The following is a 25,923-nucleotide window of genomic DNA, read 5'->3' as shown; positions in this document are numbered from 1 at the left end:
GTCAAGTAATATACTTGCCCTAAGCTGATAGAAAAGAAAGAAAATATCGGCTTAGGGTATTTTAACAGGAGGTGAAAACGGTGAAGTGCGGCATTAAAGAAGTATCGGAACTAACAGGAGTGAGTGCGCGCACACTTCGTTATTATGATCAGATCGGATTGCTGAAACCATCAAAGACAAGTGAAGCCGGATATCGGTACTATGGAGAGCGGGAACTGGAGATCCTGCAGCAGATTCTGTTTTACAAGGAACGGGGAATGGAACTAAAGCAGATCAAGAAGATCATCTATCAGAAAGACTTTGACATTATGGCGGCTTTGCGGGAACACCTTTTGGAACTTGAGGAAAAGAGAAACCATATGGAAGCTCTGATCCAAACAGTGGAACAGACGATACGTTCAATGAAAGGAGAATATGATATGAGTGATCAGGAAAAATTTCAGGCGTTTAAAGAAAGAGTAGTTCGGGAAAATGAAGAAAAACACGGGGCGGAAATCCGCGAAAAATATGGCGATGAAGAGATGGATGCCGCAAACAGGAAAGTTTTAGATATGACAGAGGAGGAATACGAGAGATTTCAAAATCTGGGTGAAGAAATCCGCATACAATTACAGGATGCGGTAAGAGGCGGAGCAAACCCGGAGGATGAATGCGGCAGGCGGATCGTCGCACTTCATAAAGAATGGCTTGGAAAGACATGGAAACAGTATACGAAAGAGGCGCATGCGGCAATCGGCAATCTCTATATCAGCGACGAGAGGTTTAAAATGTATTATGATAAAGAAGTGAATGGATGTGCAAAGTTTCTCGAATCTGCAATTCGATATTGGGTTGACCGGGTATAAGCGGAGCTGAACAGACGATTTACAGGGCGGCGATCAATGGTTTTTCCGGATAATATTGTATTGACAAACTATATTATACAAAATATAATATTACTCATATAATACAATGTCTTTGGCAAAAAAGGAGCTTCCTGTATAATTCAAATATAAGGAATTCCAAGAAAGAAGGTTGAGAAAAAAATACCTCAGTGTAGAATAAGATTACTGACTTTGCACGGTTAGTAACAATCTTATTGAACAGAGAGGTATCTAAAATGAAGTATAACACACAGAACGCAAAAATTAAATCTATTACGGAAAAGACATTAATTGTTGGGATTGATGTGGGAAGTGAAACGCACTTTGCAAGAGCATTCGATTGGCGTAATTACGAGTATTCAAAGAAACCGTTGGAATTCAGTAATACAGAAGCTGGATTTATGACTTTAAAAGCATGGATGGCGGATTTTGCAGAAAAATACGGTAAAAACGTTGTGATTCCGGGAATGGAACCAACAGGACACTATTGGTTCAACCTTGGAGCATACCTGCAGGACAACGGCATGAAACCGGTTCATGTAAATCCACATCATGTAAAGAAGTCAAAAGAACTGGATGACAATAATCCAAACAAAAATGACCGTAAGGATCCAAAGACAATTGCGGCGCTGGTAAATGAAGGGAGATTTTCATATCCATATATACCAACTGGTATTTATGCTGAGATTCGGAGTCTTTCAAATCTCAGATTACAAACCCAGGAAGAAATTACAAGGATCAAGAACCGTATCGCAAGATGGTTTAGCATCTATTTTCCGGAAATCAAAGACGTTTATAGAAATCCGGATTCTGTGAGTGGTCTTATGATATTAAAAGAGGCACCTTTGCCACAAGATATCGTAAAACTGGGTGTAGATGGAATCAATAAGATTTGGCGGGATGCTAAGTTGAGAGCGGCTGGACTGAAGAGGGCAAAGACCCTGGTAACGGCTGCAGAGCACAGTATTGGAAGCCAGGAAGCACCTGATAGTGCAAGAATTGAATTGAAGAATCTACTGAACGATTATGAAATCTACAAAAATAGAGAGGAAGACCTGATGAGCCTGACAGAGGAAAAGTTGTCAGAGATTCCTCATATAGATAAGTTGTTGGAAATCAAAGGAGTTGGATTGAAAACAGTGAGTGGATTTGTTGCCGAAGTAGGAGACATCACACGTTTTGATAATCCAAAGCAACTGCAAAAACTAGCTGGATATGCCATTGTAGAGTGTAGTTCGGGAAAACATAAGGGCGAGAGTCACATCAGCTACAGAGGAAGAAAACGCCTCAGATATGTACTGTATGAAGCAGCCATATCCTTGATTGCAAGGAATGAAGAATTTAAGGAAGTACACCGGTATTATCGAACTAGAAAAGAAAATCCGCTAAAGAAGATGCAGTCAGTCATAGCAGTTGCGTGTAAAGTCTTAAGAATCTTTTATACGATTTTGACTAAAGGTGTGACTTATGACGGTGCAAAGATGATGCAAGATATCAAGAGACCACAGATGCTTGCAGCATAGAGTGCAGGAAGTAACCAACCCGAAAAGGTACAAAAGCAGAATGTAATGGGGAACGTCCACTGAAAAGTGCTGTTACAGGAAGCAAGTCAGTAATAATAGGAACAAAGAATGAGCAGGTAGTTGGCAGGAATATTTTCCATAGGGCAAGACCCTGACAAGGAGCTAAGCTGACACCCGGATTATGGATAGGCAGAACGAAGGAAGTTAGGACTCACGAAGTGATGATCCTGGTAGACACGGGAGGTGCGTTGCCATAGATGGAAGGGAATACACAAGGCCATTTAAAACGAATAAAAAAGACGTTTTATTTCGTATACCCTAAACTAGCTATTTTCGTACCAGATACAGAGAAATATCCATGATTCTTGTTCATTCATCTGAGATAGAAACTTTAAAAAACCTTTATTTTAAAGGAAAAAAGACTTGATTTATTAGGGAGGAACAGATGGTATTTCATACAGGAGCTGCCCTGTTGGATGCGATCGTACTGGCAGTCGTATCTATGGAAGAAACGGGAACATATGGATACAGGATCACGCAGGATGTAAGAAAAGTGATCGACGTATCGGAATCGACATTGTATCCGGTTTTGCGAAGGCTTCAGAAAGATGAGTGTCTGGAAGTATATGATCGACAGTTTGAAGGCAGAAACAGACGGTATTATAAAGTGACCGAAAAGGGAATCGCGCAGTTGGATTTTTATAGGGAAGAGTGGAAAAATTATACATGTAAGATCAGCGATATCTTTGACGGAGCAGATCGGATGAATACGATTTGCTAAAACGGGCAATACTCCTTTGAAAGAAGAAAGGGGAAGTTGTATGTCAGGGAAAAAATCAAAGACGATCGATCCGGCAAATCTTGATCCGGATGAAAAGCTGAAATATGAGGTGGCTGAGGAAATAGGGCTTCTCGATAAAGTGATGACGGAAGGCTGGAAATCACTTACATCAAAGGAGACAGGCAGGATCGGAGGATTAGTGACACGAAAGAAGAAGCAGCGATCCGGCGGGCAGAATATTTCTTTACAAAGATAGACAAATTTGATAGAATTATACATCCGAGGGAGACGACAGGTGATGTGTATGAAAGAAAGAATAAATGTTTTGAGTACGGAAATGGACTGCATAACAGCGAAGGAAGCGATGTTAAAAGCGATTGCGTTTCTGGAAAGAGAGTCGGTTGATATTATCGAAGTTTTATCTATGAGCGCATTGATGCGCGCGCGGGATGAAGACGAGTGGATAAGATCGACATCCGGATTTGGTCTTATTCTGCCCGGAGAGACAGAAATTCTCGAAGCGGCAGGGGAAACCGACAGGATAAAACTAAGAGAAGCGGAAAATCAGACATTTATAAAAATGTTTATGAAATACCTTCAGAAGAACAGAAAAAGAGTTTTTTTGCTTGCCGAATCGGAAGAAAAGCTAAATACTGTGGAAAATGCCATGAAGTATTATGACAAAGGAATTTTTCTGACGGGACACGCGCTGATCAAAGAGGGAGAAAACCGGGAAGAAGACGTAGTCAATGAGATCAACGGAACAGAGACGGACTGTATCTTGTCCGTACTGACTTCTCCTTATCAAGAAAAGTTTATCGCGGAAAATCAAGCTCTTTTAAATGTAAAACTGTGGTTCGGATGTGGAACTCTGCTTGAAAAAAGTTATGGCGAGAGAAAGCTTTCCAAAAGGCTCTCCCGGTTTCTGCTGAAAAAGCGATTTCATCTGTTAGTAGGGAAACAACAGAAAAAATCAGACTAGACAAAAGCGGGAAAAATGTCCATATATGGAATTTGTGAACAATGTATAGACATTAAAATATGAATTTTTTGTAAAATATCTGAGGAAATGCATAAAAAATATGTATTTCCTCTTTCTTTTTTTGCTGTTTTGCATTAATATAATATACGAATCTAAGAAAGAGGAATATTTTCGCTTTTAAAGTTTGTGAAAAATGTACATGATATAAATCCAAGGAGTGGAGGAACAGGCATGATTTCAAATCAGATACTTCAGAATACGATCGACGGATTGAAAGGAATTTCCAAAGTTGACTTCTCAGTATTAGATACAGAGGGAAAGGAACTGGCATCTACATTAGACAATGCGCAGGAACGAAACAGCGCGGTAATCTCGTTTGTAGAATCGCCTGCGGACAGTCAGGTAATACAGGGATGTCAGTTTTTTAAGATTTTTGACGAGCAGAGGCTTGAGTACGTACTGCTGGCGGAAGGTGACAGCGAGACGGCGTATATGCTCGGCAAAGTTGCGGCATTCCAGATCCACAGTCTGCTGGTAGCTTATAAAGAAAGGTTCGACAAAGATAATTTTATTAAAAATCTTCTTCTGGACAACCTTCTGTTGGTAGACATTTATAACCGTGCTAAAAAATTACATATTGACACGGAGGTAAAACGTGTTATCTTTATTATTGAGACATCACACGAAAAGGATAATGCCGCGCTTGAGAATGTGAGAAATCTTCTTGGCGGAAAATCAAAAGATTTTATTACTGCGGTTGATGAGAAGAATATCATTGTAGTAAAAGAACTCACAGAAAAAGACGGGGCGAAAGAGCTTGAGAAGATGGCGAAGGAAATGCTCGACATGCTGAAGGAAGATACAAAGGACGAGCAGATCCGTATTGCATACGGTACGATCATCAGCGACATCAAGGAAGTATCCAAGTCCTATAAAGAGGCGAAGCTTGCGCTTGACGTAGGGAAAATTTTCTTTGCGGAAAAGGATATTGTTGCATTTACGACACTTGGTATCGGCCGTCTGATCTATCAGCTCCCGATTCCGTTGTGCAAGATGTTTATCAGAGAGATTTTCGAGGGGAAATCGCCGGATGATTTTGATGAGGAGACATTGACAACGATCAATAAATTTTTTGAGAACAGTCTGAATGTATCGGAAACATCCCGGCAGTTGTACATTCACAGAAATACTCTTGTATACAGACTGGATAAACTTCAGAAGAGCACGGGGCTTGATCTGCGTGTGTTTGAGGATGCGATCACGTTCAAGATCGCGCTTATGGTTGTAAAATATATGAAATATATGGAATCATTAGAGTATTAGATCTTACAGGAGTATAAATAATTAGGAGGAACTTATGATTGAATTAAGAAACGTGACGAAAGAGTACTCTAAGGGCAATTCAGCTCTTAACGGAGTCTCTGTGAAAATCGAACGGGGAGAATTCGTTTTCATCGTCGGAGACAGCGGCTCGGGAAAGTCTACCCTGATTCGTTTGATCATGAAGGAGTTGAATCCGACTGAGGGAACGATCATAGTAAACGGGCAGAACCTGAATCGTATGAAACACCGCAATATCGCGAAATACAGAAGAGGATTGGGCGTTGTGTTTCAGGACTTCCGTCTTTTGAGAGACAGAAACATTTATGAAAATATTGCGTTTGCCCTGCGCGTGACGGAAACGCCGACAAAAGTGATCAAGAAAAAAGTGCCTGCGGCGCTTTCGCTGGTCGGTCTTGCGCAAAAATATAAATCGTTTCCGAAGGAATTATCAGGCGGAGAGCAGCAGCGAGTTGCAATCGCAAGGGCAATCGTAAACGAACCCGCTATTTTGTTGGCAGACGAGCCTACGGGAAACTTAGATCCAACGAACTCATGGGAGATCATGAGCCTTTTGAAAGAGGCGAATGAAAGAGGAACGACAGTGCTTGTCGTTACGCATAACCAGGAGATTGTAAACGAGATGAACGAGCGCGTGATCACTATGAAACAAGGTGTGATCGTCAGTGATGAACAAAAAGGTGGGTATATAGATGAGGATTAGTACATTTGGATACGTCGGAAAACAAGGCGTTAAGAATATCTGGAGAAACAAGATGTTTTCGCTCGCGTCCATTGCGACAATGTCAGCTTGTATCTTCTTGTTTGGATTATTCTTTTCGATTATTGTAAATTTTCAGCATATTATAAAAACAGCGGAGGAAGGCGTTGCGATCACAGTATTCTTTGAAGAAGACGCTACAGATTCAGAGAAGAAAGCGATCGGGAAGGCGCTGGAAGCCCGCAAAGATGTGGCAGAAGTAAAGTACATATCGGCAGAAGAAGCATGGGAAGAATTCCAGAAGCAGTATTTTGCAGACAATCCGGAGCTGGCAGAAGGATTTAAAAACGATAACCCGCTGGCATCTTCGGACAACTATGAAGTATATATGAAAACAGCGGAAGACAGTAAGAGTCTTACAGCGAGAAGCCGTTCTCTTTCGGAGACGCAGAAAGAACTTGTTTCTTATGCACAAAAACTGGACGGCGTACGAGAAGTAAACAAGTCGGACGTAGTAGCGAAGATGCTTTCAAGCGTAAATACACTTGTAGCGGTTATTTCGATCGCAATTATCATTATCCTTCTCGGAGTTTCGATCTTCCTGATCAGTAATACCGTTACGATGGGTATTACCGTGCGAAAAGAAGAGATTGCGATCATGAAGTACATCGGAGCGAAAGACTTTGTCGTTCGTTCTCCGTTCGTGATCGAAGGTCTTATCATTGGTATTTTCGGCGCGGCGATTCCGCTTGTACTGCTGTACTTCCTGTATGATAAAGCAGTTCAGTACATTATGGTGAAATTCAGTATTCTTGAGAATATTATTACATTCCTTCCGGTGTCGACTGTATATCAGATCTTACTCCCGATCGGTGTGGTAATGGGAATCGGAATCGGTTTCCTCGGAAGTTTCTTTACGGTGCGCAAACATCTGAAAGTATAGGAGGTATACTCGATGAAGTGTAGAATGAAGAGGGTGGCGAGTTTATTTCTTGCGTTGGCGCTGTGTGCCGGAATGACGATGAACGTAGGGGCTGTTACCGTTCAGGAAGCGGAAAATAAAGCGGACGAGCTTGAAGGCAAAAAAGAACAGGCTGAGGCAGAGGCGAAAGATCTCACGGAAAAATTAAAAGGGATCGTTGCCGATATGGAAGAAACGCAGAAGAAACTGACAGAAAAAGAAGAGGAGATCGAACAGGTTGAAAATGAACTTGTTCAGGCTCAGATTGATGCGAATGATCAGTATGAGAGAATGAAAGTTCGTATCAAATATATGTATGAGAGTGGAAATACTCAGTTTGTAGCCGTTCTTGCCGAGAGTAAGAATATGGGAGATTTTCTGAATAAGGCAGAATATATTTCTCAAATCTCAGAGTATGACAGAGACGAACTTATAAGGTATCAGGATACGGTTGAAGAAATCGAGGTGAAAGAAGAAGAGGTTCAGGCAGAATATGAGGAACTGAATACGCTTCAGACAAAGCTTGTCGGTCAGCAGACGGAAGTTCAGAAAATGATCGATGAGAATAAAGAAAAACTTAGCAATATCCAGTCGGAGATCGATGCGAATGCTGCTGCATTGGAAAAGGCAAAAGAAGTTGAAAGAATCCAACAGGAGCAGGCAGGAAATAATTATATTCCTTCAACGGGCGGAAACGTCGTGAGCGGAAACGGATATTTTACGCACCCGTGTCCGGGTATGTCGTACCAATCCAGTTATTTTGGCGAGATCAGGCCATATGAGGTCGGCGGCCATAAAGGACATGATTATGCTGCGGCTGTAGGAACACCTACATATGCGGCTGCGGCAGGAACGGTTGTGATCGCCGGATTCAGCTACAGCGCCGGAAACTGGGTTGTTATTAATCACGGAAACGGACTTGTGACAAAATATATGCATCACAGCGCACTTGCCGTCAGAGCAGGGCAATATGTAGAGAAAGGTCAGCAGATCGGATATGTGGGAAGCACAGGGCAGTCAACCGGACCGCATCTTCATTTTCAGGTGGAGCTGAATAATGTACCTGTAAATCCTGATTTGTATATGTAAAGTGGTTATACATAGGAATAGCCGGGGGTAATGATTCAGTCAGTGAAATTTACTATATGGGAGATTTCCCGTATATGGAAGAAGAGGGGAGACAAGGCAGAGTATGATCTGTTTTGTCTTTCTTCTGTATAGACAAAAAGTTTGGCGACATTTCATAAAAGTCGAATGGGAAATAAAAACGGTTATATAATAGATAGAGGGGCGTTGGAAAGTAATGCGATGTGATGTAAGAAAATTTGCGGATGAACGAAAACAGGGGAATGAAAAACATGGATCAAACTAGTAATAATCAAAATGAGTCGGATGAAATCAAGATGAGTCGGGGCAGCGTGGATGCAAATGAAGGTTCTTTAGGCAGCGGGAAGAAAAAAAGCAGATTCGGGATTGGCGTTCTTGTAGGAATCGTGATCGGCGCAGTTATAATTACCGGAGTATGGGGAGCTGCAAAGGTGGTATCTGCCGTATTTTTCAAAGGCAATTTTGCAACGGAAAGTACATCAAGATCAGATATGGAACATAAACTTGACAGGCTTAACGCGTTGATAGAGAAGTATTATCTGTATGAAGATGAGATTGATAAAGATGCCCTTGTAGAAGGTATTTATTCAGGGTATGCAGGCGCGCTGGGAGATCCGTATACAGAATACTACGATGAACAGGAAGCGAAGGAGCTTTTTGAAACAACGAACGGTGAATTTTTCGGAATCGGAGCATCGATGTCGAAGCAGCTCGGAACAGATGAGATTACGATCGTCAATGTGTATGAAGATTCACCTGCAGACAAGGCGGGCTTGAAATCAGGCGATATCTTATATAAGGTAGACGAACATGAGACGGCGGGATATGAACTGGATACAGTCGTTTCGTGGATCAAAGGCGAAAAAGGTACGTCGGTTGTCCTCCATGTGCTAAGAGACGGAAAAGAAGTTGAAGTGACGGCTGTCAGGGATAAGATCGAAGTACAGACAGTCGCATATGAAATGAAAGAAGATCAGATTGGCTATATCGCTGTAAGCGAGTTTGACAGCGTAACTTATCATCAATTTGAAACGGCGCTGGAAGATCTTGAAAAGCAGGGAATGAAAGGGCTTGTAATTGATCTTCGTAATAATCCCGGCGGAAATTTTGATACAGTAACAGATATGCTGAAGCTGCTTCTTCCGGAAGGAGTGATCGTGTCGACAAAAGACAAAGAAGGGAATGTAGAAGAAGTTACTTGCGACGGAGCAAATGAATTTGATAAGCCGCTTGCCGTACTTGTAAATCAATACAGCGCCAGCGCGTCGGAGATTTTCAGCGGAGCTGTGCAGGATTACGGCATCGGAGAGATCGTCGGTATGACGACTTATGGAAAAGGGGTCGTTCAGCAGTTAATGGATCTTGGAGACGGAACATGCTTAAAAATGACAATCGCAGAATACTATACTCCAAACGGACGGAGCATCAACGGCAAAGGCGTAGAGCCTGACGTGGAAGTAGAGTATGAATACGATGAGAATAATCCCGAAGCAGACACCCAGTTAGAGAAAGCTTTGGAAGTAGTGAAAGATCAAAATAAATAAAACAAAAACAATATGGGCGGACAATATGGAACAGAATAAGTTTAACGGAAAAATCTGAGCAGAAAGTCTGAACATCTGAACAGAAAAAGCGGAACAGTGAACTGTCCGCTTTTTTCGTAATTATTCAAATTGTTTTTTAATAAGTTTTTAAATCGGTTTTTTGAATCGGTTTTTCGTGTGGGCTCATTTTGAATCGTTTAGTTTTGGACTTTTCGCCTTACAGATGAGCTGAGTCATTGTTCCCATCGGACAGTAAACGCACCAGCTTCTCGGTTTGAACAAGATCATTGTTGCAACCCCAAGTACGGTAGATGTCAGCATGACACTGTAAAATCCAAAAGCAAACTGTGCGACGCCCGGATGGAATAGTGTTCCGTGGTATGCCCAATCCCACGGGAACGAAAATGTCCAGAGCAGGGAGACTGCCTGTTTTAAGCTGTGGATTTCTGCAAATACAAGTCCTGTATTCCAAAGCATTTGGAAAAACATGACAAAGAAAAAGATTAGAAATCCATATCTGAACCATTTACTTTTCATCCACAGAGGCACGTCTTTTTTTCGGGAAAGACCGAAACGTCCTCCGATCAGACCGAAAAGCTGCCCTCTTCCACAATACCGGTTACAATATCCCTTTGTTCCATTTGCAAGAGAGATGATCAAAGGGATGAAAAAACAAAGAAGTCCGATCCATGCAAACAGGATGTTGAAAAATCCGAGAATCAAATAAGCGAGGGATACGATCCACAAATAGTCATACCAATGTTTTTCCATGACGGACCTCCTAAAAGTTTGTTCTATTAATATATAGCATAGAGGATGATAAGATTCTGTGATATAATCACGCAAGCAGATGACAATGTGCTTTTTGGCGCTTTTCGGTGATTCCTGAAGTATTTGTTTTTTTATACATGACGAAACAGGAAAATTTTGATATAGTATATAAGTGCGAAAAATCGGATTGTGAGGAGTTAAGAAATGGATATATTGATTGTTATGTGTATCGGGATTTTAGTAGGAAGAGTTTCAATCCTGCGCAGGGCGAAAAAGAAAAATGAATATCTTTCTTTGTTTTGTACGTTTATTTTGATTTTTTCTATGGGAGTCATGCTTGGAAAGAAAGATCATTTTTTTGAAGAATTATCATCGCTTGGTCTGACAAGCTTTCTCTTTTTCCTTATACCGACCGTGCTTTCTATCGGATTGGTTTACTGGCTGACAAGAGTTTTTATGAAGAAAGATAAATAGGCCGTTGTAAAAAATAAAGTTTTAGGAAAGAAGGGGTTTAGATGATCGTTTTTTTAACGATATTGTCCTTAGTATCAGGACTTGTCTACGGCTATTTTGATGTGGAAAGCAGTTTCATTTCCGCAATCACGCAGAATACCCATATTGTTTTATATATATTAATGTTCTCCGTCGGAATAAGCATCGGAATGTATGACGGTATTGTGCAGAAAATACGGGAATATCATATTAAGATTTTTATTATTCCGATCGGAATTATTATAGGCTCTCTTTTGGGAGGAATAATTTGTTCTATGATCGTTAAAATGCCTGTTGGTCATGGGACGGCGATCGCGAGCGGATTAGGCTGGTACAGTCTTTCAGGAGCAACGATCAGCAAGCTGGTAAGCGCAGAAGCCGGAAGTATCGCTTTTTTGAGTAATCTGATGAGAGAGATCTTTTCGTTTTTTATTATTCCGTTTTTGGCGGTACATTTTAATTATTATACGTGCATTGCACCTGCGGGAGCGACAAGTGAAGATACAACGCTTCCGGTAATGCTGAAATATACAAATGAAGAAACGGTAGTGTTATCTGTTTTAAACGGAGTGATCTGTTCATTTTGTGTGCCGATACTTATTTCGTTTTGTTTGAATATAAAGTAAAAATATATAATCGCCGGCAGACAGGAAAAGTATAAAAGAAGAAAAGGAGACGTTGAAAATGAAACTGCAGTTTAAATATCAGAAATTTCAGGCTGATGCGGCGAAGGCAGTTGCGGATGTCTTTGACGGACAGCCATATTTGGCGCCTTCTTATATGACAGGGGAAATATCGGGGAAAAATTCGTCGTCAGAAGAGAGAAAAGGAACTTTTTCAGGATGGAGCAATCAGAAGATCGTGCCCGAATTAAGCGATGAGAGAATATTAGATAATCTGCGGAAAATACAAAAGGCGAATCAGATTCCGGTTTCTTCAAAGCTGGAAGGGCGGGAAAACGGATATCATCTGACGGTTGAGATGGAGACCGGAGTTGGGAAAACGTACACTTATATTAAGACGATATACGAATTAAATAAACGATACGGATGGAGTAAGTTTCTCGTCGTCGTGCCAAGCATCGCGATTCGGGAGGGCGTATATAAGACATTTCAGATAACGAGAGAACATTTTGCAAAAGAGTATGGAAAGAAGATCCGTTTTTTTATTTATAATTCAGAGAGACTTACGGAAATCGACCGGTTTGCATCGGATAATTCTGTTCATGTAATGATCATCAATTCTCAGGCATTCAATGCAAAAGGAAAGGATGCAAGGAGAATTTATATGAATCTTGATGAGTTTCAGGGAAGGAAGCCGATCGATTTGATCGCGGGAACAAATCCGATCATAATTATTGATGAACCACAGTCGGTGGAAGGCAGGCAGACAAAAGAGAGGATGAAACAGTTTTGCCCTCTTATTACGCTTCGGTATTCTGCAACGCATAAAGCTGACAGTCTGTATAATATGGTGTATCGCCTTAGTGCGGCAGATGCTTACAGAAAATACCTTGTGAAAAAAATTGAAGTAAAAGGAATCGCAGAGACAAAAACAATGGCGTCAGACGGCTATATATATGTAGAAAGGATCTGTTGTTCTGAGTCTGATGCGGCTGCCGTTATACAGTATGATTTTAAAATGGGAAGCGGGATTCGGAAACAATATCGAAAGGTAGGAATCGGCGACGACTTATACGAAATTTCGGGAGGTTTGGAAGAATATCAAGGCGGCTTTGAAGTAAAACAGATTAACAGACAGGAAGAATCGGTTGAGTTTGTCAACGGGATGAAACTATATGCAGGCGATATCAACGGAAAAGTGGACGAGGAACAGATTCGCAGAATACAGATCAGAGAGACAATCCTGTCTCATATAGACAGGGAACGCCGGTTGTTTGGCAGAAGAATTAAAGTTTTGTCATTGTTTTTTATTGATGAAGTTGCCCGTTATAAAAAGTATGACGAAACGGGATGTCCTCAAAACGGCAGTTATGCGGACATATTTGAAGAAGAGTACCGTAACATTATAGAGAATATGAAGTATGGACCGGGAGATGAAAAGTATCGGGATTACATAGAAATGATCCCTGTCGAAAAAACTCATGCCGGATATTTTTCAATAGACAGAAAAGGGCATGTAGTCGACAGTAAAGGGAAAGGAAAAGAAATGATGTCAGACGATCAGGATGCTTATGATCTGATCATGAAAAATAAAGAACTGCTTTTGGAGTGTGACCCGAAACAGTCTCCTGTTCGATTCATTTTTTCTCATTCAGCACTTCGGGAAGGATGGGATAATCCGAATGTATTTCAGATTTGTACGTTAAAAAACGGAGGAAGCGAAGTACGAAAACGGCAGGAAGTCGGAAGAGGGCTTCGTCTGTGTGTCAATGGAGACGGACAGAGAATGGACAGAAGTTTTCTGGGGCAGGACGTTCACAGAGTGAATACGTTGACCGTGATCGCAAGCGAAAGCTATGAAAGTTTTGTGAAGGGCCTGCAAAGTGAAATTGCAGAAGATGTTTTCGGTAAACAGAGTCGGAAGGCCGACGTCTGTCGCGATATAGAAGTAATCATACCCGAGAATGCAAGAAGCCGTCGAGTAGAACTAAAAGTCGATCAGGAAAAGCTAAATGGAGAAGAATTCAGCGCATTGTGGTCAAATATTTGCCTGAAATCGACATATACCGTAAATTTTGATACGGAAAAATTAGTAGAAGATGCGGTGAAAATATTAAACAGAGAACTGCATATACAAGATATGCGATTTAAAGGCAAGAATGAGGCGGCAAAAAGCGTCGTGAAATATGATCTTGCGGGGAAACTTGCCGATATGACAGGGCTGAAAAGGAAAACAGTGATCGAAATATTGAGCAGAGTCGAAAGTTCTGTTTTTCAACAGTTTCAAGAAAGTCCGGAAGAATTTATCGCTCAGGCAGAAAGATTGATCTTAAATGTGAAAGAAACAGCGATTTCGGAAAATATCATATATCATACGTCAGACGAAAAATATACAAAAGATATTTTTACACAGCAGACGATTCAGGGAAAACAGGGAGTGGACGCAATGAAAGTCGGGAAGCATTTGTATGATTATGTGAAATACCGATCCGGCGCAGAAAAGGAATTTATCGAACGGCTGGAAGCATCAAAAGAGGTTGCGGTATATGTAAAACTTCCGGAACAATTTTATATCTCCACTCCTGCAGGACGTTATATGCCGAAATGGGCGATCGCTTTGTACCGGGAAACGAAAGGAAAACGTTTCTTTGTTGTTGGGAAAAAAGCCGGAAAAGATAAAGACTCTAATCAGTCAAAAATAGCGGAAAACATCAAGATATGCTGCGCCTCTAAGCACTTAACGGAGATCAGCGCAGGAAAGGTCGTTTTTAAAACGACGGAGGAATACACGGATTTTATGGATTTATCGCATTTCATCAAAAATTGTCAATATACAAGAAATAGTGTCAAATAACCTTATTATTCTATATTTGTATATATCAAAAGCAATATTTCGCTTTGTAAAAGAAACTTTGCTAAGATGTAAAGGAGTTTTGATAGATTTCTAACGGAAAAAATAATATAATGATGTCTGAAAGGAGGACAGATTTGAAATGAATATAGGAGAACAAATAAACAATCTGCGCAAACAACATGGTTTAAGTCAAGATGATTTTGCAAATTTATTTAATGTTTCCAGACAGACTATTTCTAATTGGGAGAATGGTAAAAGTTATCCGGATTTAGAGATGATTATAAAAGTAAGTGATTATTTCAAAATCTCTATTGATGAATTATTAAAAAATGATGTTCAGACTGTAAAAAAAATTGATAATGAAAAAAAGGCAAAAAAGAAGTATCTTATACTATTGCTAGTTTTATGTTTTTTAGGAACTGTTATTATCTGGGGATTATACAGTAAATATCAAGATAGCATAGAAGTTGATTTCACAATGGAAAAGCATGAAACTTATAAAAGCAATGAAACAAAAGAACCGTCTATGAATATTGCAAACGGATATTTTTCAGTCCCTAAAGACGAAAAACTTGATATACAAGTAAAAGGGACTGTTGACAACGGTAAACTTCATATTACCATTGCAGATAAAGACAATAAGATTTATTATCAATTAGATGGTCAAGAGTTGAATGATTTACAAACTTTATATTTTGAAAAAGGTTCCTATATTATTCAAATCGTTGCTGATGATTATACAGAAGACATTATAAGTCTTAACTATAATGTTAAAATAGAAAATTAACGGTAAATCTTAACGGGAAATCATCAGTCATAATAAAATGAAAAAAATTATTTCGGGAAGTACATTAAAAATACTGGCAATGATTTTTATGGTAATAGACCATTTTGGTCAAGTGGTGTTAAAAAATGGAATTATCCTACATGCTCCATATTCTATGTTTACAGATGAGCAGTTCGATATGTTAATGTCCACAGTTAATATTTGTCATATTTTAGGCAGAATTGCATTCCCTGTCTTCTGTTTTTTGTTAGTAGAGGGATTTTTTCATACACATAATCTCAAGAAATATATTTTAAACTTAGGAATTTTTGCACTTATTTCCGAGCCTGTTTATGATTTAGCTTGTGCAGGAACTTTATTCAGTTTGGGACAGCAAAATGTGCTATTTACGCTGTTATTAGGGTTGATCATCTTAACAATTATAAAAAGATCCCACAAAAATGTAATAATCTCTTTTGCAGCAATAGTAGTCGGGGCGTACATTTCATATATTTGCAATTTAGACGGGTGGTATTATGGAATAGCCTTAATCAGTGTATTTTATCTTTTTTATGATATGCCAGCATTAAAATATACTGCTTCTATTTTAGTTATGTATATTTGTGGATTGAATTTTACAATAAGTGGATTTATTGACCCTTATTTTTTAACTGCTGCAACATCTTTATTGTTTATTTCAATGTATAATGGTGAGCGTGGAATGAAAATGAAATATTTCTTCTATATTTTTTATCCTGGCCATTTGTTCATATTTTATCTTGTAAGTTTAATACTTTGACCATACTGATAGCGACTGGTGCTTGTGTACCGGTCGTTTTTCTGTATTCCGTTGTCGATATAAAATTAATCGTCAGTCGGTGAGTAGGTCGGCATATAGTGGCTCAGCATGGCAACTTTTGGTTCGTAGCTGACAAGGATTGAAAATGAGATTATAAGACTAGATAATATGGTGTTAAATGCTTGATACCATAAAAAGAAAAATTGGTGTCAAATTGGTGTCAAAACAGAAAAAATCACAATTTCAAAAGAAATAAGATACTGCGAACCATTGATTTTAAAGGGTTTGCAAAAAAATAACAAAAATATTAGCACTCAACCCTTGACAGTGCTAACAACAGATGCTATATTCCTAGTAGAACACGAAAATAAAGGAGGGATTAGCATGAATATAAACAGATTTACACAGAATTCCATTCAGGCGGTGCAAAATTGTGAGAAGATCGCCGCAGATAACGGAAATCAGGAATTGGCGCAGGAACATTTATTGTATGCGCTGCTTACACAAGATGACAGTCTGATCTTAAAATTGTTTGAAAAGATGAATATACAAGGTCAGCTTTTGATAAACCGGGTAGATCAGGCGATCGGAAAGCGTCCGAAAGTTCAGGGCGGTCAGCTTTTCGTAGGGCAGGATCTGAACAATGTGTTGATCCATGCCGAGGACGAGGCGAAACAGATGGGAGACGAATATGTTTCCGTAGAGCACCTTTTCCTTTCCCTGTTAAAATATGCAAGCAAAGAGATGAAACAGATTTATCGTGAATTCGGCATCAGCCGGGAAGGATTTTTACATGCGCTGTCTACTGTCAGAGGCAATCAGAGAGTGACAAGCGACCATCCGGAAGCGACTTATGATACGCTGAATAAGTACGGTCAGGATCTGGTAGAGCGGGCGAGGGATCAAAAACTTGATCCGGTGATCGGCCGTGACGAGGAAATCAGAAATGTGATCCGGATTCTTTCCCGTAAGACGAAAAACAATCCGGTGCTTATCGGTGAACCGGGAGTCGGAAAAACTGCGGTTGTAGAAGGTCTTGCGCAGAGGATCGTCAACGGTGATGTCCCCGAAGGACTGAAAGATAAAACGATATTTTCTCTTGATATGGGTGCTCTTGTCGCAGGAGCAAAGTACCGGGGCGAGTTTGAAGAACGACTGAAAGCAGTTCTCGAAGAAGTGAAAAACAGTGACGGAAAGATCATTCTGTTTATTGATGAGCTGCATACGATTGTCGGAGCGGGAAAGACAGACGGTGCTATGGATGCGGGCAATATGTTGAAACCGATGCTTGCAAGAGGAGAACTTCACTGTATCGGCGCAACGACGCTTGATGAGTACCGTCAGTACATTGAGAAAGATGCGGCTTTGGAACGCCGTTTCCAGCCGGTTTTAGTTGACGAGCCTACAGTAGAAGACGCCATTTCGATTCTGCGTGGTCTGAAAGAACGTTATGAAGTATTTCATGGAGTGAAGATTACAGACAGCGCTCTTGTCGCAGCGGCAATGTTGTCGAACAGATATATTTCGGATCGTTTTTTGCCGGACAAAGCGATAGACCTTGTAGATGAAGCTTGTGCGCTCATTAAGACAGAACTTGATTCGATGCCGACAGAGTTGGACGAATTAAGAAGAAGGATTATGCAGCTTGAGATTGAAGAAGAGGCGCTGAAAAAAGAAGAAGACAGATTAAGCCGTGAACGTCTGGAACATTTACAGGAAGAACTGGCGGGTCTGAAAGAAGAATATGCCGGTGAAAAGGTACAGTGGGAGAATGAAAAGCATTCTGTTGAGCGGGTACAGAAAATTCGTGAAGAGATCGAACATGTGAATAAGGAGATCAGCAAAGCGCAAAGAGAGTATGATCTGAATAAAGCCGCGCAGCTGCAGTATGGTGAACTGCCTCAGCTGCAAAAACAGCTTGAAGAAGAGGAAGAAAAAGTAAGAGAAAAAGAATTGTCTCTTGTTCATGAAGCGGTAACAGACGAAGAAATCGCAAGGATTGTTTCAAGATGGACGGGAATTCCCGTAGCGAAATTAAATGAAAGCGAAAGAAACAAAACACTTCATCTTGCTGATGAACTTCATAAAAGAGTCATAGGTCAGGATGAAGGAGTCGAACTTGTAACAGAGGCGATCATCCGTTCCAAAGCCGGAATCAAAGACCCGAGCAAGCCGATCGGATCGTTCCTCTTCCTCGGACCTACAGGCGTGGGAAAAACAGAACTTGCGAAGGCGTTGGCGCAGAGCCTGTTTGACGATGAGAATAATATGGTGCGGATTGATATGAGCGAATACATGGAGAAATATTCCGTGTCGAGACTGATCGGAGCGCCTCCGGGATATGTAGGATATGACGAAGGCGGTCAACTGACAGAGGCAGTCAGAAGAAAACCGTATTCAGTCGTATTATTTGACGAAGTAGAGAAGGCGCATCCGGATGTATTTAACGTGCTTTTGCAAGTGCTTGACGATGGAAGGATTACAGATTCTCAGGGCCGTACCGTTGATTTCAAAAATACGATTCTGATCATGACGTCCAATATCGGAGCAGGTTATCTTTTAGACGGTATAAAAGAAGACGGTTCGATCTCGAAAGAGGCGCAGGATATGGCGATGAATGATTTAAGAGCTCACTTCAGACCGGAATTTTTGAACCGTCTTGACGAGATCATTATGTTTAAACCATTGACGAAAGAAAATATTCGTGCCATTATTGACTTGTTAGTGGCAGATGTAAACAGACGGCTGGAGGAAAAAGAACTGACGATCGAACTGACGGAAGCGGCGAAAGACTGTATCGTAGAAGGCGGATATGATCCGATGTACGGAGCAAGACCGTTAAAGAGATATCTGCAGAAAAACGTAGAGACACTGGCTGCACGGTTGATTCTTGCCGGAAATGTCGGAAGAGAAGACACGATACTGATCGATGCGAAAGACGGCAAACTGAAAGCAGATGTGAAGCGGGTAAACAGCTTGGAAAGACAGGAAGCATAAGTAAGATATGCAAAAAAGCGAGAAGAAAAGAGTCTGCATGAAGCCGGTGTGTGAAAGGATGGCGCAAGTGACACCGATAATCTTTCATATTGATGTAAACTCAGCTTATTTGAGCTGGACGGCTGTAGAACAATTAAAAAACGGGGCGAAAGTGGATATTCGGGAGATCCCGGCAATTATCGGCGGGGATCAGACATCCCGGCACGGTGTTGTTCTCGCAAAATCCACTTTTGCCAAAAAATATGGCATCCGCACGGGAGAACCTGTTGCGAATGCCTTTCGTAAGTGTCCGAATCTCGTAATGTATCCGCCTGATCATCGGATGTACCGCGAGAAGAGCAGACAGATGATGGAATATTTAAAGACATTCACGAAAGAGATAGAGCAGGTCAGCGTAGACGAGTGTTATATGGATTTTACGAAGATCGCCGCGCGGTACAGTTCTCCGATCGACGGAGCGCTTGAGATTAAGGAAGGGATTAAAAAGAAGTTTGGATTTACGGTAAATGTCGGAATCTCAACGAATAAATTACTGGCGAAAATGGCGTCAGATTTTGAAAAGCCGGACCGGATACACACATTATTTCCGGAAGAGATTGAAGTGAAAATGTGGCCGCTTCCGATCAAAGATCTGTATATGGCAGGAAAATCCAGTGTGCAGGTATTGAAAAAACTGGAGATTAATACAATCGGAGCATTGGCGCAGGCAGATCCCGATCTGATCTCACTTCATTTGAAAAGTCATGGACGGATGTTGTGGGAGTTTGCCAACGGAATCGGTACGTCGACCGTTCAGTCTGAGCCGGAAGAAGCGAAAGGGATCGGGAATTCCACAACGCTTAGGGAAGATGCACGGACAATGGAGGAAGTTTGTCCGGTGTTTGAAGAATTGGCTCAAAGCGTCGGAAGACGTCTGAAAAAAGCCGGGAAAAAGGCAGGAATGGTAAGTGCGGAAATTAAATACTATGATTTTCGTACATTATCTCATCAGATGCAGTTGGAAAAGCCGTCAAACGAAAGCGATATAATATGCAAGGCGGCAGTCAATCTGTTTCGGGAAGTGTGGACCGGAGAACCGGTGCGTCTGCTGGGAATCAGAACGTCAAAATTGTCGGATGAAAACGAACCGGAGCAGTTGACGATCTTCGATATGAAACCGGAAGCAGAGCCGGACGAAAAACATAAACGGCTTAGAAAGGCGATGGACGAACTGAATAAAAAATACGGAGAAGGAGCAGTTATTAAAGCGAGTCTTATGCCGAAGAAAAAATAAATATCAAAATCTTGTTCAAAAAATCTTTAGAATTTCTTTTGAATCTTATGTCAGCCCCCTTTAGATTTACAGGATATCCTGTAGATAGTTAAAGGAGGCTGATTTTTTTATGAGCATATCTGAACTTACCGATTATTTTTTACGATACGGAGCATTTTTTATTTATTTGATCGTGCTTTTAGAATATTTGAATCTCCCCGGATTTCCGGCAGGAGTTATTATGCCGCTGGCGGGAATATGGGCGGCGAAAGGTGAAATAAGTTTTCCTATGGTCATGGTTCTGACTGTATTTGCGGGACTTACCGGAAGCTGGGCGCTGTATCTTCTCGGAAGATTCGGCGGCGGGAAGGTGATGGAATTTTATTTTAAGAAATTCCCGAAACATCGGCCGGTGATTGAAGAAAAAATGGCGTTTTTAAGAGAAAAAGGAGGAACAGGGGTATTTGTAAGCAAGCTTCTTCCGATGGTGCGCACGCTGATCTCTATTCCGGCAGGAATGGTAAAAATGAATTTTACAAAATATACGGTTAGCTCCGCATGCGGAATCTTCCTGTGGAATCTGGCGTTTGTAGGCGCGGGATATTTCTTCGGAGATGCGGCGATCAATTTCTTTACATAAATTTATGCATAATTTTTCACATAATTTTTTATATCATTTGAAAAATGAGAGTTTATTTAATAATTGTTATCCGAAAAAGTTATTAAAAATAAGGCGAGAGAATTCAGACAAGGGGGAAAAGACATGAGAATCGCAATGTTGACAAACAATTACAGACCATTTGTAGGAGGAGTGCCGATCTCGGTAGAGCGTCAGGCAGAAGAATTGATAAAATTAGGGCATCAGGTAACGGTGTTTGCACCGATGTACGGGGAAACACAAGAAGAAAGAGAGGCAGTTCTGGCAGCCGATGTTTCTGCTCCCGAGCAGGTTGTACGCTACGGAACGCAGAAACGTAAGATGGATAATGGGATGGTATATCCGAGTTTTTATCCGTCTGAGATCATGGAAGCATTTGAAAGAGACGAATTTGACTGTATCCATGTACATCATCCGATGTTCGTAGGACCGTGCGCTCTCTATCTGAAACGAAAATACAGACTGCCGCTTATCTATACATATCATACGAGATATGAAGATTATCTGCACTATATACCGGGACTGCGAGTTGATGAGAAGAGCTTTGTATTAAAAAAGAAGGCGATCGGACTGATCAGGACAAAGATCATACCAACTTATATGAGCTGGTTTGCAAATCAGTGCGATCTCGTACTTGCTCCGTCGGCAGGAATGCAGAAGATATTGTGGGAATATGGTATGAGAAGCAGATCCGCCGTATTTCCGACCGGACTTGAAAAGTCGTTTTTTGCGATGGATGAGCAGAAGGCAAAAGAGATCAGGAAGACGTATAAGGGAGATAAAAAACATTTATTTGTCACTGTATCCAGACTTGAGAAAGAGAAAAATTATGAATTTATCCTTCGGGGAATCGCGAAGATCAAAGAAGAAGCCGGGGATGACTTTCATGTGATGATACTTGGAGACGGAAGTCAGAAGGGAGAATTAAAAACGAAAGCCGCTCTTTTAGGGATCGGAAATCTTGTGACTTTTGTAGGAAACGTGAAGAATGAAGATGTAAAACATTATGTACATGCGGCAGATCTGTTTTTATTTGCATCAAAATCAGAGACACAGGGAATCGTTCTGGCAGAAGCGATGGCAGCAGGAACTCCGGTAGTTGCGGTTCACGCGGTCGGATCGGACGATATTGTCAAAGACGGAGTAAACGGATTTTTGACAGAAGAAGAGGAAAGCAGGTGGGCGGAGAAAGTCATTGAAGCAGCACAGCCGGAGAACCGGTTTAAAATGAAAAAAGCGGCTTTGAAAGAAGCACAAAATTATCGTTCCGACACACTTGCCTTATATGAAGAGATGCTCTACAATCAATGTATCTGCGGAAAAGCAATGGATCGGCAAAAAGACGGAAAAGGAGAATATTCTTATGAAAACGGAGAAGCTCACGGAGAAGGCGCTGCGATGGCTGTTCACAAAATATCTCACATTGCTTGAAAAGACAGTAAAAATAAACTGGCATGAAGAAAATGAATACGGTGAAAGTCAGATATTCGGATTTTGGCATGAGGACAGCTTTTTTATGAATCTCGTGCTTGAGCGTCTGGCGGATAAGACAACACCTGTAGATGTGATTGTTACAGCCGATACACGGGGAAATTATATTGAACATATGATAAAGCGATGCGGCGGAAACGCGCTTCGCGTTCCTGACGGGTATAAGGCGTTCGGGGCGTTAAAAAACATCGTCCGCGATTCTTATGAGAAGGCACATTCGATCGCCGTTGCGTTAGACGGACCGCTCGGTCCGCGGCACGAGCCGAAAAAACTGGCATTTTACTTGTCGGAACATGCAGAAGAAGCATTTGTAGGCATCAGCCTTTCTTATTCTTCATGTATCAGGCTGACTCGCAGATGGGATAAATATGTAATTCCGCTTCCGTTTACAACAGTGGACGTTGCGGTAAAAGATTATGGGATCGTTCAGAAGAAGGCGATTCCGAATCTTCCGGTCAATGCAGATGCAGCGTCGGAAGAAATATATGTTGCGCAGACAATATAAACATTTCTCTTTTGCAAAAAGAAGAGATAGGATAAAAAATACGGGGAATGACGGAAAAGGAGAGGGCATAAGCAATGGAAATCAATCATGTTTTGATCGTAGAGGATGATAAGGAAATCAGGGAAGGCGTACAGATCTATCTGCAAAGTCAGGGGTATGTCGTATTTCAGGCAGCAGATGGAATTGAAGGTTTAGAAATACTTGAAAAAGAGGAGATCCATCTGGCGATCATAGATATTATGATGCCGCGTATGGACGGGATACGCATGACGATGAAACTAAGGGAGAAATACGATTTTCCGGTTATCATGTTATCTGCCAAATCCGAGGAGGTCGATAAGATCACAGGTCTTAATATCGGGGCGGATGATTATGTGACGAAACCGTTTACTCCGATGGAACTGATGGCGCGAGTGAATTCCCAGTTACGAAGATACCGGAAGTTTCTTGAAAAATTAGCACCTCAGGAAAATACGCATGTGATCGGCGGGCTTGAGATCAATGAAGATATGGTAGAAGTGTCTATGGACGGAAATCCTGTGAAGCTGACGCCGATCGAGTACAAGATCCTTTTATTGCTTGCCAAGAATCCGGGAAGAGTTTTTTCGGCAGAAGAGATTTATGAGCGGGTTTGGCAGGAAAAAGCGATCAATACAGATACGATTATGGTGCATGTAAGAAATATTCGGGAGAAGATCGAGATCGACCCGAAAAATCCAAAATATTTGAAGGTGGTGTGGGGCGTTGGATACAAAATCGAAAAACAGCCGTAAATTTGGAATTCTTATTCTGATCTTGCTTTTGGCGGCAAGTTCCGCAGTTATGATGCTGCAATACGGAACGATCAGACGGCAGATAGAATCGGTGCAGGAGGAGGGCTCCCGATCGGGAGAAACGGCGGCGGATATGGCGAATACGCTGGCGGAAGGCAATTATCTTCTTTATAATCGGTATGTACGGGACACTGATCCGGCGGAAGTACTTTCTCTTTACGGACAGCAAAGGTTTGATCTGGCAGAAAAATATTTAGATTATGAGCTGATCGACAGTAAAGATGAGGTGATAGCTTCTGATCTGCCGGAAGAAGAACAGGAGAAGCTGCATGAAGACGGAAAAGAGTATGCCTTCCGTGTGAAATATATTTTTTCCGAAAACGGAGATTTGGAGGATATCCAGATCGGCGGAACGGCATTCGGAGCAGAAGAGGCATACAATATGGAATCGATCTATATTAACGAGGTTGAAAGCGTCGAGTCTTACGGGCAGATATCAAGCATTACAACGCTTACGGATGTTACGTTCATTTACGGGATAACAGAAGAAAATCTGGAAGCTTATGGGAATATCATTGCTTCGGAAAACGGAGAATATCTCGAGTATTACAATATCAGCTATACAACGGCTTTCAGAGATACGCTTGAAATGTTGAGCGTGCTGCTGATCGCGGCGGCGATTCTTATGCCGTTTGTAAAATGTCTCGACTTAAGCGAGATGAAAGTATTCCGTGCATCCTTTGAAGTGGCAGGTGCGGGAGCTTTATTTTTCGCTTTCGGCGGTTTTGATATAATGGCTTATGTTGTTTATCATACGGTGAAAGGAAGATCTCTTCCGGCAGGATTCGAGCCGGCTTTGCTTGTGGCGAATTTCCTGCTTTGGATGTTTATGTTCGGGATACTTTTCTGGTGCGTTACATCGCTTCGGGCAATGTTCCGCATGAAGAAAGCGTATTGGACGGAAAGGACGCTGACGGCAAAGATGTTAAGAAAGATGAAGAATAAAGGAGAAGAAAGCGGAGGAAAGATACAAAAGAAAGTGAAAAGTATCGGGAGAAAGATCAGAAACTTTTTTGCCCGGCAGTATGACGCTTTGCTTCATCTTGATTTTCAGGATAAAACGAACCGGACGATCCTTCGCGTAGTGCTGATCAACTTTGCGATTCTGTTTGTCGTATGTCTTTTTTGGTGGTACGGTACGGTCGCGTTGATCGTTTATTCGGTGATGCTGTTTATGTTTTTGAAAAAATATACGCAGGATCTTTCTGAAAAATATGCTCTTTTGCTCAAGTCAACGAATCAGCTTGCAGAAGGTCATTTGGATATTCCGATCGAAGGCGATGTCGGTCTGTTCAATCCGATCCAGGAAGAATTAAAGCGGATTCAAAAAGGATTTAAAAAAGCAGTAGATGAAGAAGTGAAAAACGAGCGGATGAAGACAGAACTCGTCACGAACGTCTCCCATGATCTTAGGACGCCGCTGACAGCGATCATCACATATACAGATCTGTTGAAAAATGAGAAAGACGAAGAAAAGAGAAAAGAATATATCAGCGTTCTGGAAAGAAAGTCTCTTCGTTTGAAAGTGTTGATCGAAGATTTATTCGAGATCAGCAAGGCGGCAAGCAAAAGTGTCGTTATGCATTTTATGAAAGTTGATATCGTAGGATTATTTAAGCAGGTTGAGCTGGAAAATGTTGAAAAAATCAAAGCGGCGAATTTGGAATTCAGAACAAAGATTCCGGAACAAAAAGTTGTCATGTGGCTTGACAGTGAGAAAACATATCGGATTTTTGAGAATCTTATCGTGAATATCACGAAGTATGCAATGCCTCATACGAGAGTTTATATTGATATGACAGAGACGGAAGACGGAGTGCATATTACAATGAAGAATGTTTCTGCGGCAGAATTGAACTTTAACGCAGATGAGATTACGGATCGGTTTGTCCGCGGAGATTCGGCAAGAAACACCGAAGGATCGGGACTTGGTCTGGCGATTGCAAAGAGCTTTGCCGAATTGCAGCACGGTTCTTTGAAGATTTCGACAGAGGCAGATCTCTTTAAAGCAGACTTGTATTTACCGAAATCAAAGGAAATGCCCGAAAAACCCGGGGGGGGGTATCCTGAAAATTTATAA

Annotated in this window: 23 protein-coding genes; 22 read left to right on the top strand and 1 reads right to left on the bottom strand. The window is 41.2% G+C overall.

The window, feature by feature from the left end:
* The first annotated feature begins 80 nt into the window (after window positions 1-80).
* The 10 genes from ACH9UM_RS08255 to ACH9UM_RS08210 all read left to right on the top strand — a co-directional run bounded on the left by ACH9UM_RS08255 (window position 81) and on the right by ACH9UM_RS08210 (window position 9,802).
* On the top strand, window positions 81-845 hold the full coding sequence (locus ACH9UM_RS08255; protein WP_009243355.1) for a MerR family transcriptional regulator: 765 nt from the start codon (window positions 81-83) through the stop codon (window positions 843-845).
* A 254-nt stretch (window positions 846-1,099) separates the two neighbouring features.
* Window positions 1,100-2,386 carry an IS110 family transposase gene (locus ACH9UM_RS08250; protein WP_004846577.1) on the top strand — a complete coding sequence of 429 codons (1,287 nt, stop codon included), beginning with the start codon at window positions 1,100-1,102 and terminating at the stop codon, window positions 2,384-2,386.
* Between the two features lie 445 nt (window positions 2,387-2,831).
* Complete coding sequence (locus ACH9UM_RS08245; RefSeq protein WP_009243354.1) at window positions 2,832-3,167, top strand: PadR family transcriptional regulator; 336 nt, start codon at window positions 2,832-2,834, stop codon at window positions 3,165-3,167.
* 40 nt (window positions 3,168-3,207) lie between these two features.
* Window positions 3,208-3,423, top strand: coding sequence for a small, acid-soluble spore protein, alpha/beta type (locus ACH9UM_RS08240; protein WP_004845234.1), 216 nt, complete (start codon window positions 3,208-3,210; stop codon window positions 3,421-3,423).
* Window positions 3,424-3,471: 48 nt separating this feature from the next.
* Window positions 3,472-4,149, top strand: coding sequence for a WecB/TagA/CpsF family glycosyltransferase (locus tag ACH9UM_RS08235; RefSeq protein WP_004845235.1), 678 nt, complete (start codon window positions 3,472-3,474; stop codon window positions 4,147-4,149).
* A gap of 231 nt (window positions 4,150-4,380) precedes the next feature.
* On the top strand, window positions 4,381-5,472 hold the full coding sequence (locus tag ACH9UM_RS08230; RefSeq protein WP_004845236.1) for a CdaR family transcriptional regulator: 1,092 nt from the start codon (window positions 4,381-4,383) through the stop codon (window positions 5,470-5,472).
* A gap of 34 nt (window positions 5,473-5,506) precedes the next feature.
* Window positions 5,507-6,193: a cell division ATP-binding protein FtsE gene (gene ftsE, locus ACH9UM_RS08225; protein ID WP_004845237.1), complete on the top strand. Its 687-nt coding sequence runs from the start codon at window positions 5,507-5,509 to the stop codon at window positions 6,191-6,193.
* Window positions 6,183-7,133: a permease-like cell division protein FtsX gene (gene ftsX / locus ACH9UM_RS08220; protein ID WP_055158763.1), complete on the top strand. Its 951-nt coding sequence runs from the start codon at window positions 6,183-6,185 to the stop codon at window positions 7,131-7,133. The genes ftsE and ftsX overlap by 11 nt, the downstream gene beginning before the upstream one ends.
* Window positions 7,134-7,145: 12 nt before the next feature.
* On the top strand, window positions 7,146-8,240 hold the full coding sequence (locus tag ACH9UM_RS08215) for a murein hydrolase activator EnvC (RefSeq protein ID WP_009243351.1): 1,095 nt from the start codon (window positions 7,146-7,148) through the stop codon (window positions 8,238-8,240).
* A gap of 269 nt (window positions 8,241-8,509) precedes the next feature.
* Window positions 8,510-9,802 carry a S41 family peptidase gene (locus tag ACH9UM_RS08210; protein WP_009243350.1) on the top strand — a complete coding sequence of 431 codons (1,293 nt, stop codon included), beginning with the start codon at window positions 8,510-8,512 and terminating at the stop codon, window positions 9,800-9,802.
* A gap of 183 nt (window positions 9,803-9,985) precedes the next feature.
* Here ACH9UM_RS08210 and ACH9UM_RS08205 read toward each other — a convergent pair whose 3' ends face one another.
* Window positions 9,986-10,573, bottom strand: a complete 588-nt coding sequence (locus ACH9UM_RS08205; protein WP_118188541.1) for a 4Fe-4S binding protein — start codon at window positions 10,571-10,573, stop codon at window positions 9,986-9,988.
* Window positions 10,574-10,777: 204 nt separating this feature from the next.
* On the opposite strand from ACH9UM_RS08205, the gene ACH9UM_RS08200 reads away from it, so the two are divergent.
* From ACH9UM_RS08200 to ACH9UM_RS08145, 12 genes are all read left to right on the top strand, one after another.
* Window positions 10,778-11,047, top strand: coding sequence for a hypothetical protein (locus tag ACH9UM_RS08200; RefSeq protein ID WP_004845242.1), 270 nt, complete (start codon window positions 10,778-10,780; stop codon window positions 11,045-11,047).
* Between the two features lie 41 nt (window positions 11,048-11,088).
* Window positions 11,089-11,691 (top strand): lysine exporter LysO family protein, encoded by a 603-nt coding sequence (locus ACH9UM_RS08195; RefSeq protein ID WP_004845243.1) that lies wholly within the window; start codon window positions 11,089-11,091, stop codon window positions 11,689-11,691.
* A gap of 58 nt (window positions 11,692-11,749) precedes the next feature.
* Window positions 11,750-14,542, top strand: a complete 2,793-nt coding sequence (locus ACH9UM_RS08190) for a DEAD/DEAH box helicase family protein (RefSeq protein WP_400091071.1) — start codon at window positions 11,750-11,752, stop codon at window positions 14,540-14,542.
* Between the two features lie 139 nt (window positions 14,543-14,681).
* Window positions 14,682-15,329: a helix-turn-helix domain-containing protein gene (locus tag ACH9UM_RS08185; protein WP_004845245.1), complete on the top strand. Its 648-nt coding sequence runs from the start codon at window positions 14,682-14,684 to the stop codon at window positions 15,327-15,329.
* A 37-nt stretch (window positions 15,330-15,366) separates the two neighbouring features.
* On the top strand, window positions 15,367-16,107 hold the full coding sequence (locus ACH9UM_RS08180) for a TraX family protein (protein ID WP_004845246.1): 741 nt from the start codon (window positions 15,367-15,369) through the stop codon (window positions 16,105-16,107).
* Window positions 16,108-16,491: 384 nt separating this feature from the next.
* Window positions 16,492-19,104, top strand: a complete 2,613-nt coding sequence (gene clpB / locus ACH9UM_RS08175) for an ATP-dependent chaperone ClpB (protein ID WP_009243347.1) — start codon at window positions 16,492-16,494, stop codon at window positions 19,102-19,104.
* A 7-nt stretch (window positions 19,105-19,111) separates the two neighbouring features.
* Window positions 19,112-20,377: a DNA polymerase IV gene (locus ACH9UM_RS08170; protein ID WP_004845248.1), complete on the top strand. Its 1,266-nt coding sequence runs from the start codon at window positions 19,112-19,114 to the stop codon at window positions 20,375-20,377.
* Between the two features lie 109 nt (window positions 20,378-20,486).
* Window positions 20,487-20,996, top strand: a complete 510-nt coding sequence (locus ACH9UM_RS08165) for a DedA family protein (RefSeq protein WP_004845249.1) — start codon at window positions 20,487-20,489, stop codon at window positions 20,994-20,996.
* A 123-nt stretch (window positions 20,997-21,119) separates the two neighbouring features.
* Window positions 21,120-22,445 carry a glycosyltransferase gene (locus ACH9UM_RS08160; RefSeq protein WP_004845250.1) on the top strand — a complete coding sequence of 442 codons (1,326 nt, stop codon included), beginning with the start codon at window positions 21,120-21,122 and terminating at the stop codon, window positions 22,443-22,445.
* Entirely contained in the window at window positions 22,378-23,010 is a 633-nt protein-coding gene (locus ACH9UM_RS08155; protein WP_004845251.1) for a hypothetical protein, read from the top strand. Before ACH9UM_RS08160 ends, ACH9UM_RS08155 begins: the two co-directional genes overlap by 68 nt.
* 74 nt (window positions 23,011-23,084) lie before the next feature.
* Window positions 23,085-23,783, top strand: coding sequence for a response regulator transcription factor (locus ACH9UM_RS08150; RefSeq protein ID WP_004845252.1), 699 nt, complete (start codon window positions 23,085-23,087; stop codon window positions 23,781-23,783).
* Window positions 23,755-25,923, top strand: a complete 2,169-nt coding sequence (locus ACH9UM_RS08145; RefSeq protein WP_009243344.1) for a sensor histidine kinase KdpD — start codon at window positions 23,755-23,757, stop codon at window positions 25,921-25,923. Before ACH9UM_RS08150 ends, ACH9UM_RS08145 begins: the two co-directional genes overlap by 29 nt.

The organism is Mediterraneibacter torques (assembly GCF_044591705.1).
Lineage (GTDB): Bacteria > Bacillota > Clostridia > Lachnospirales > Lachnospiraceae > Mediterraneibacter > Mediterraneibacter torques.
This window is presented reverse-complemented; position numbering and strand designations above follow the sequence as displayed.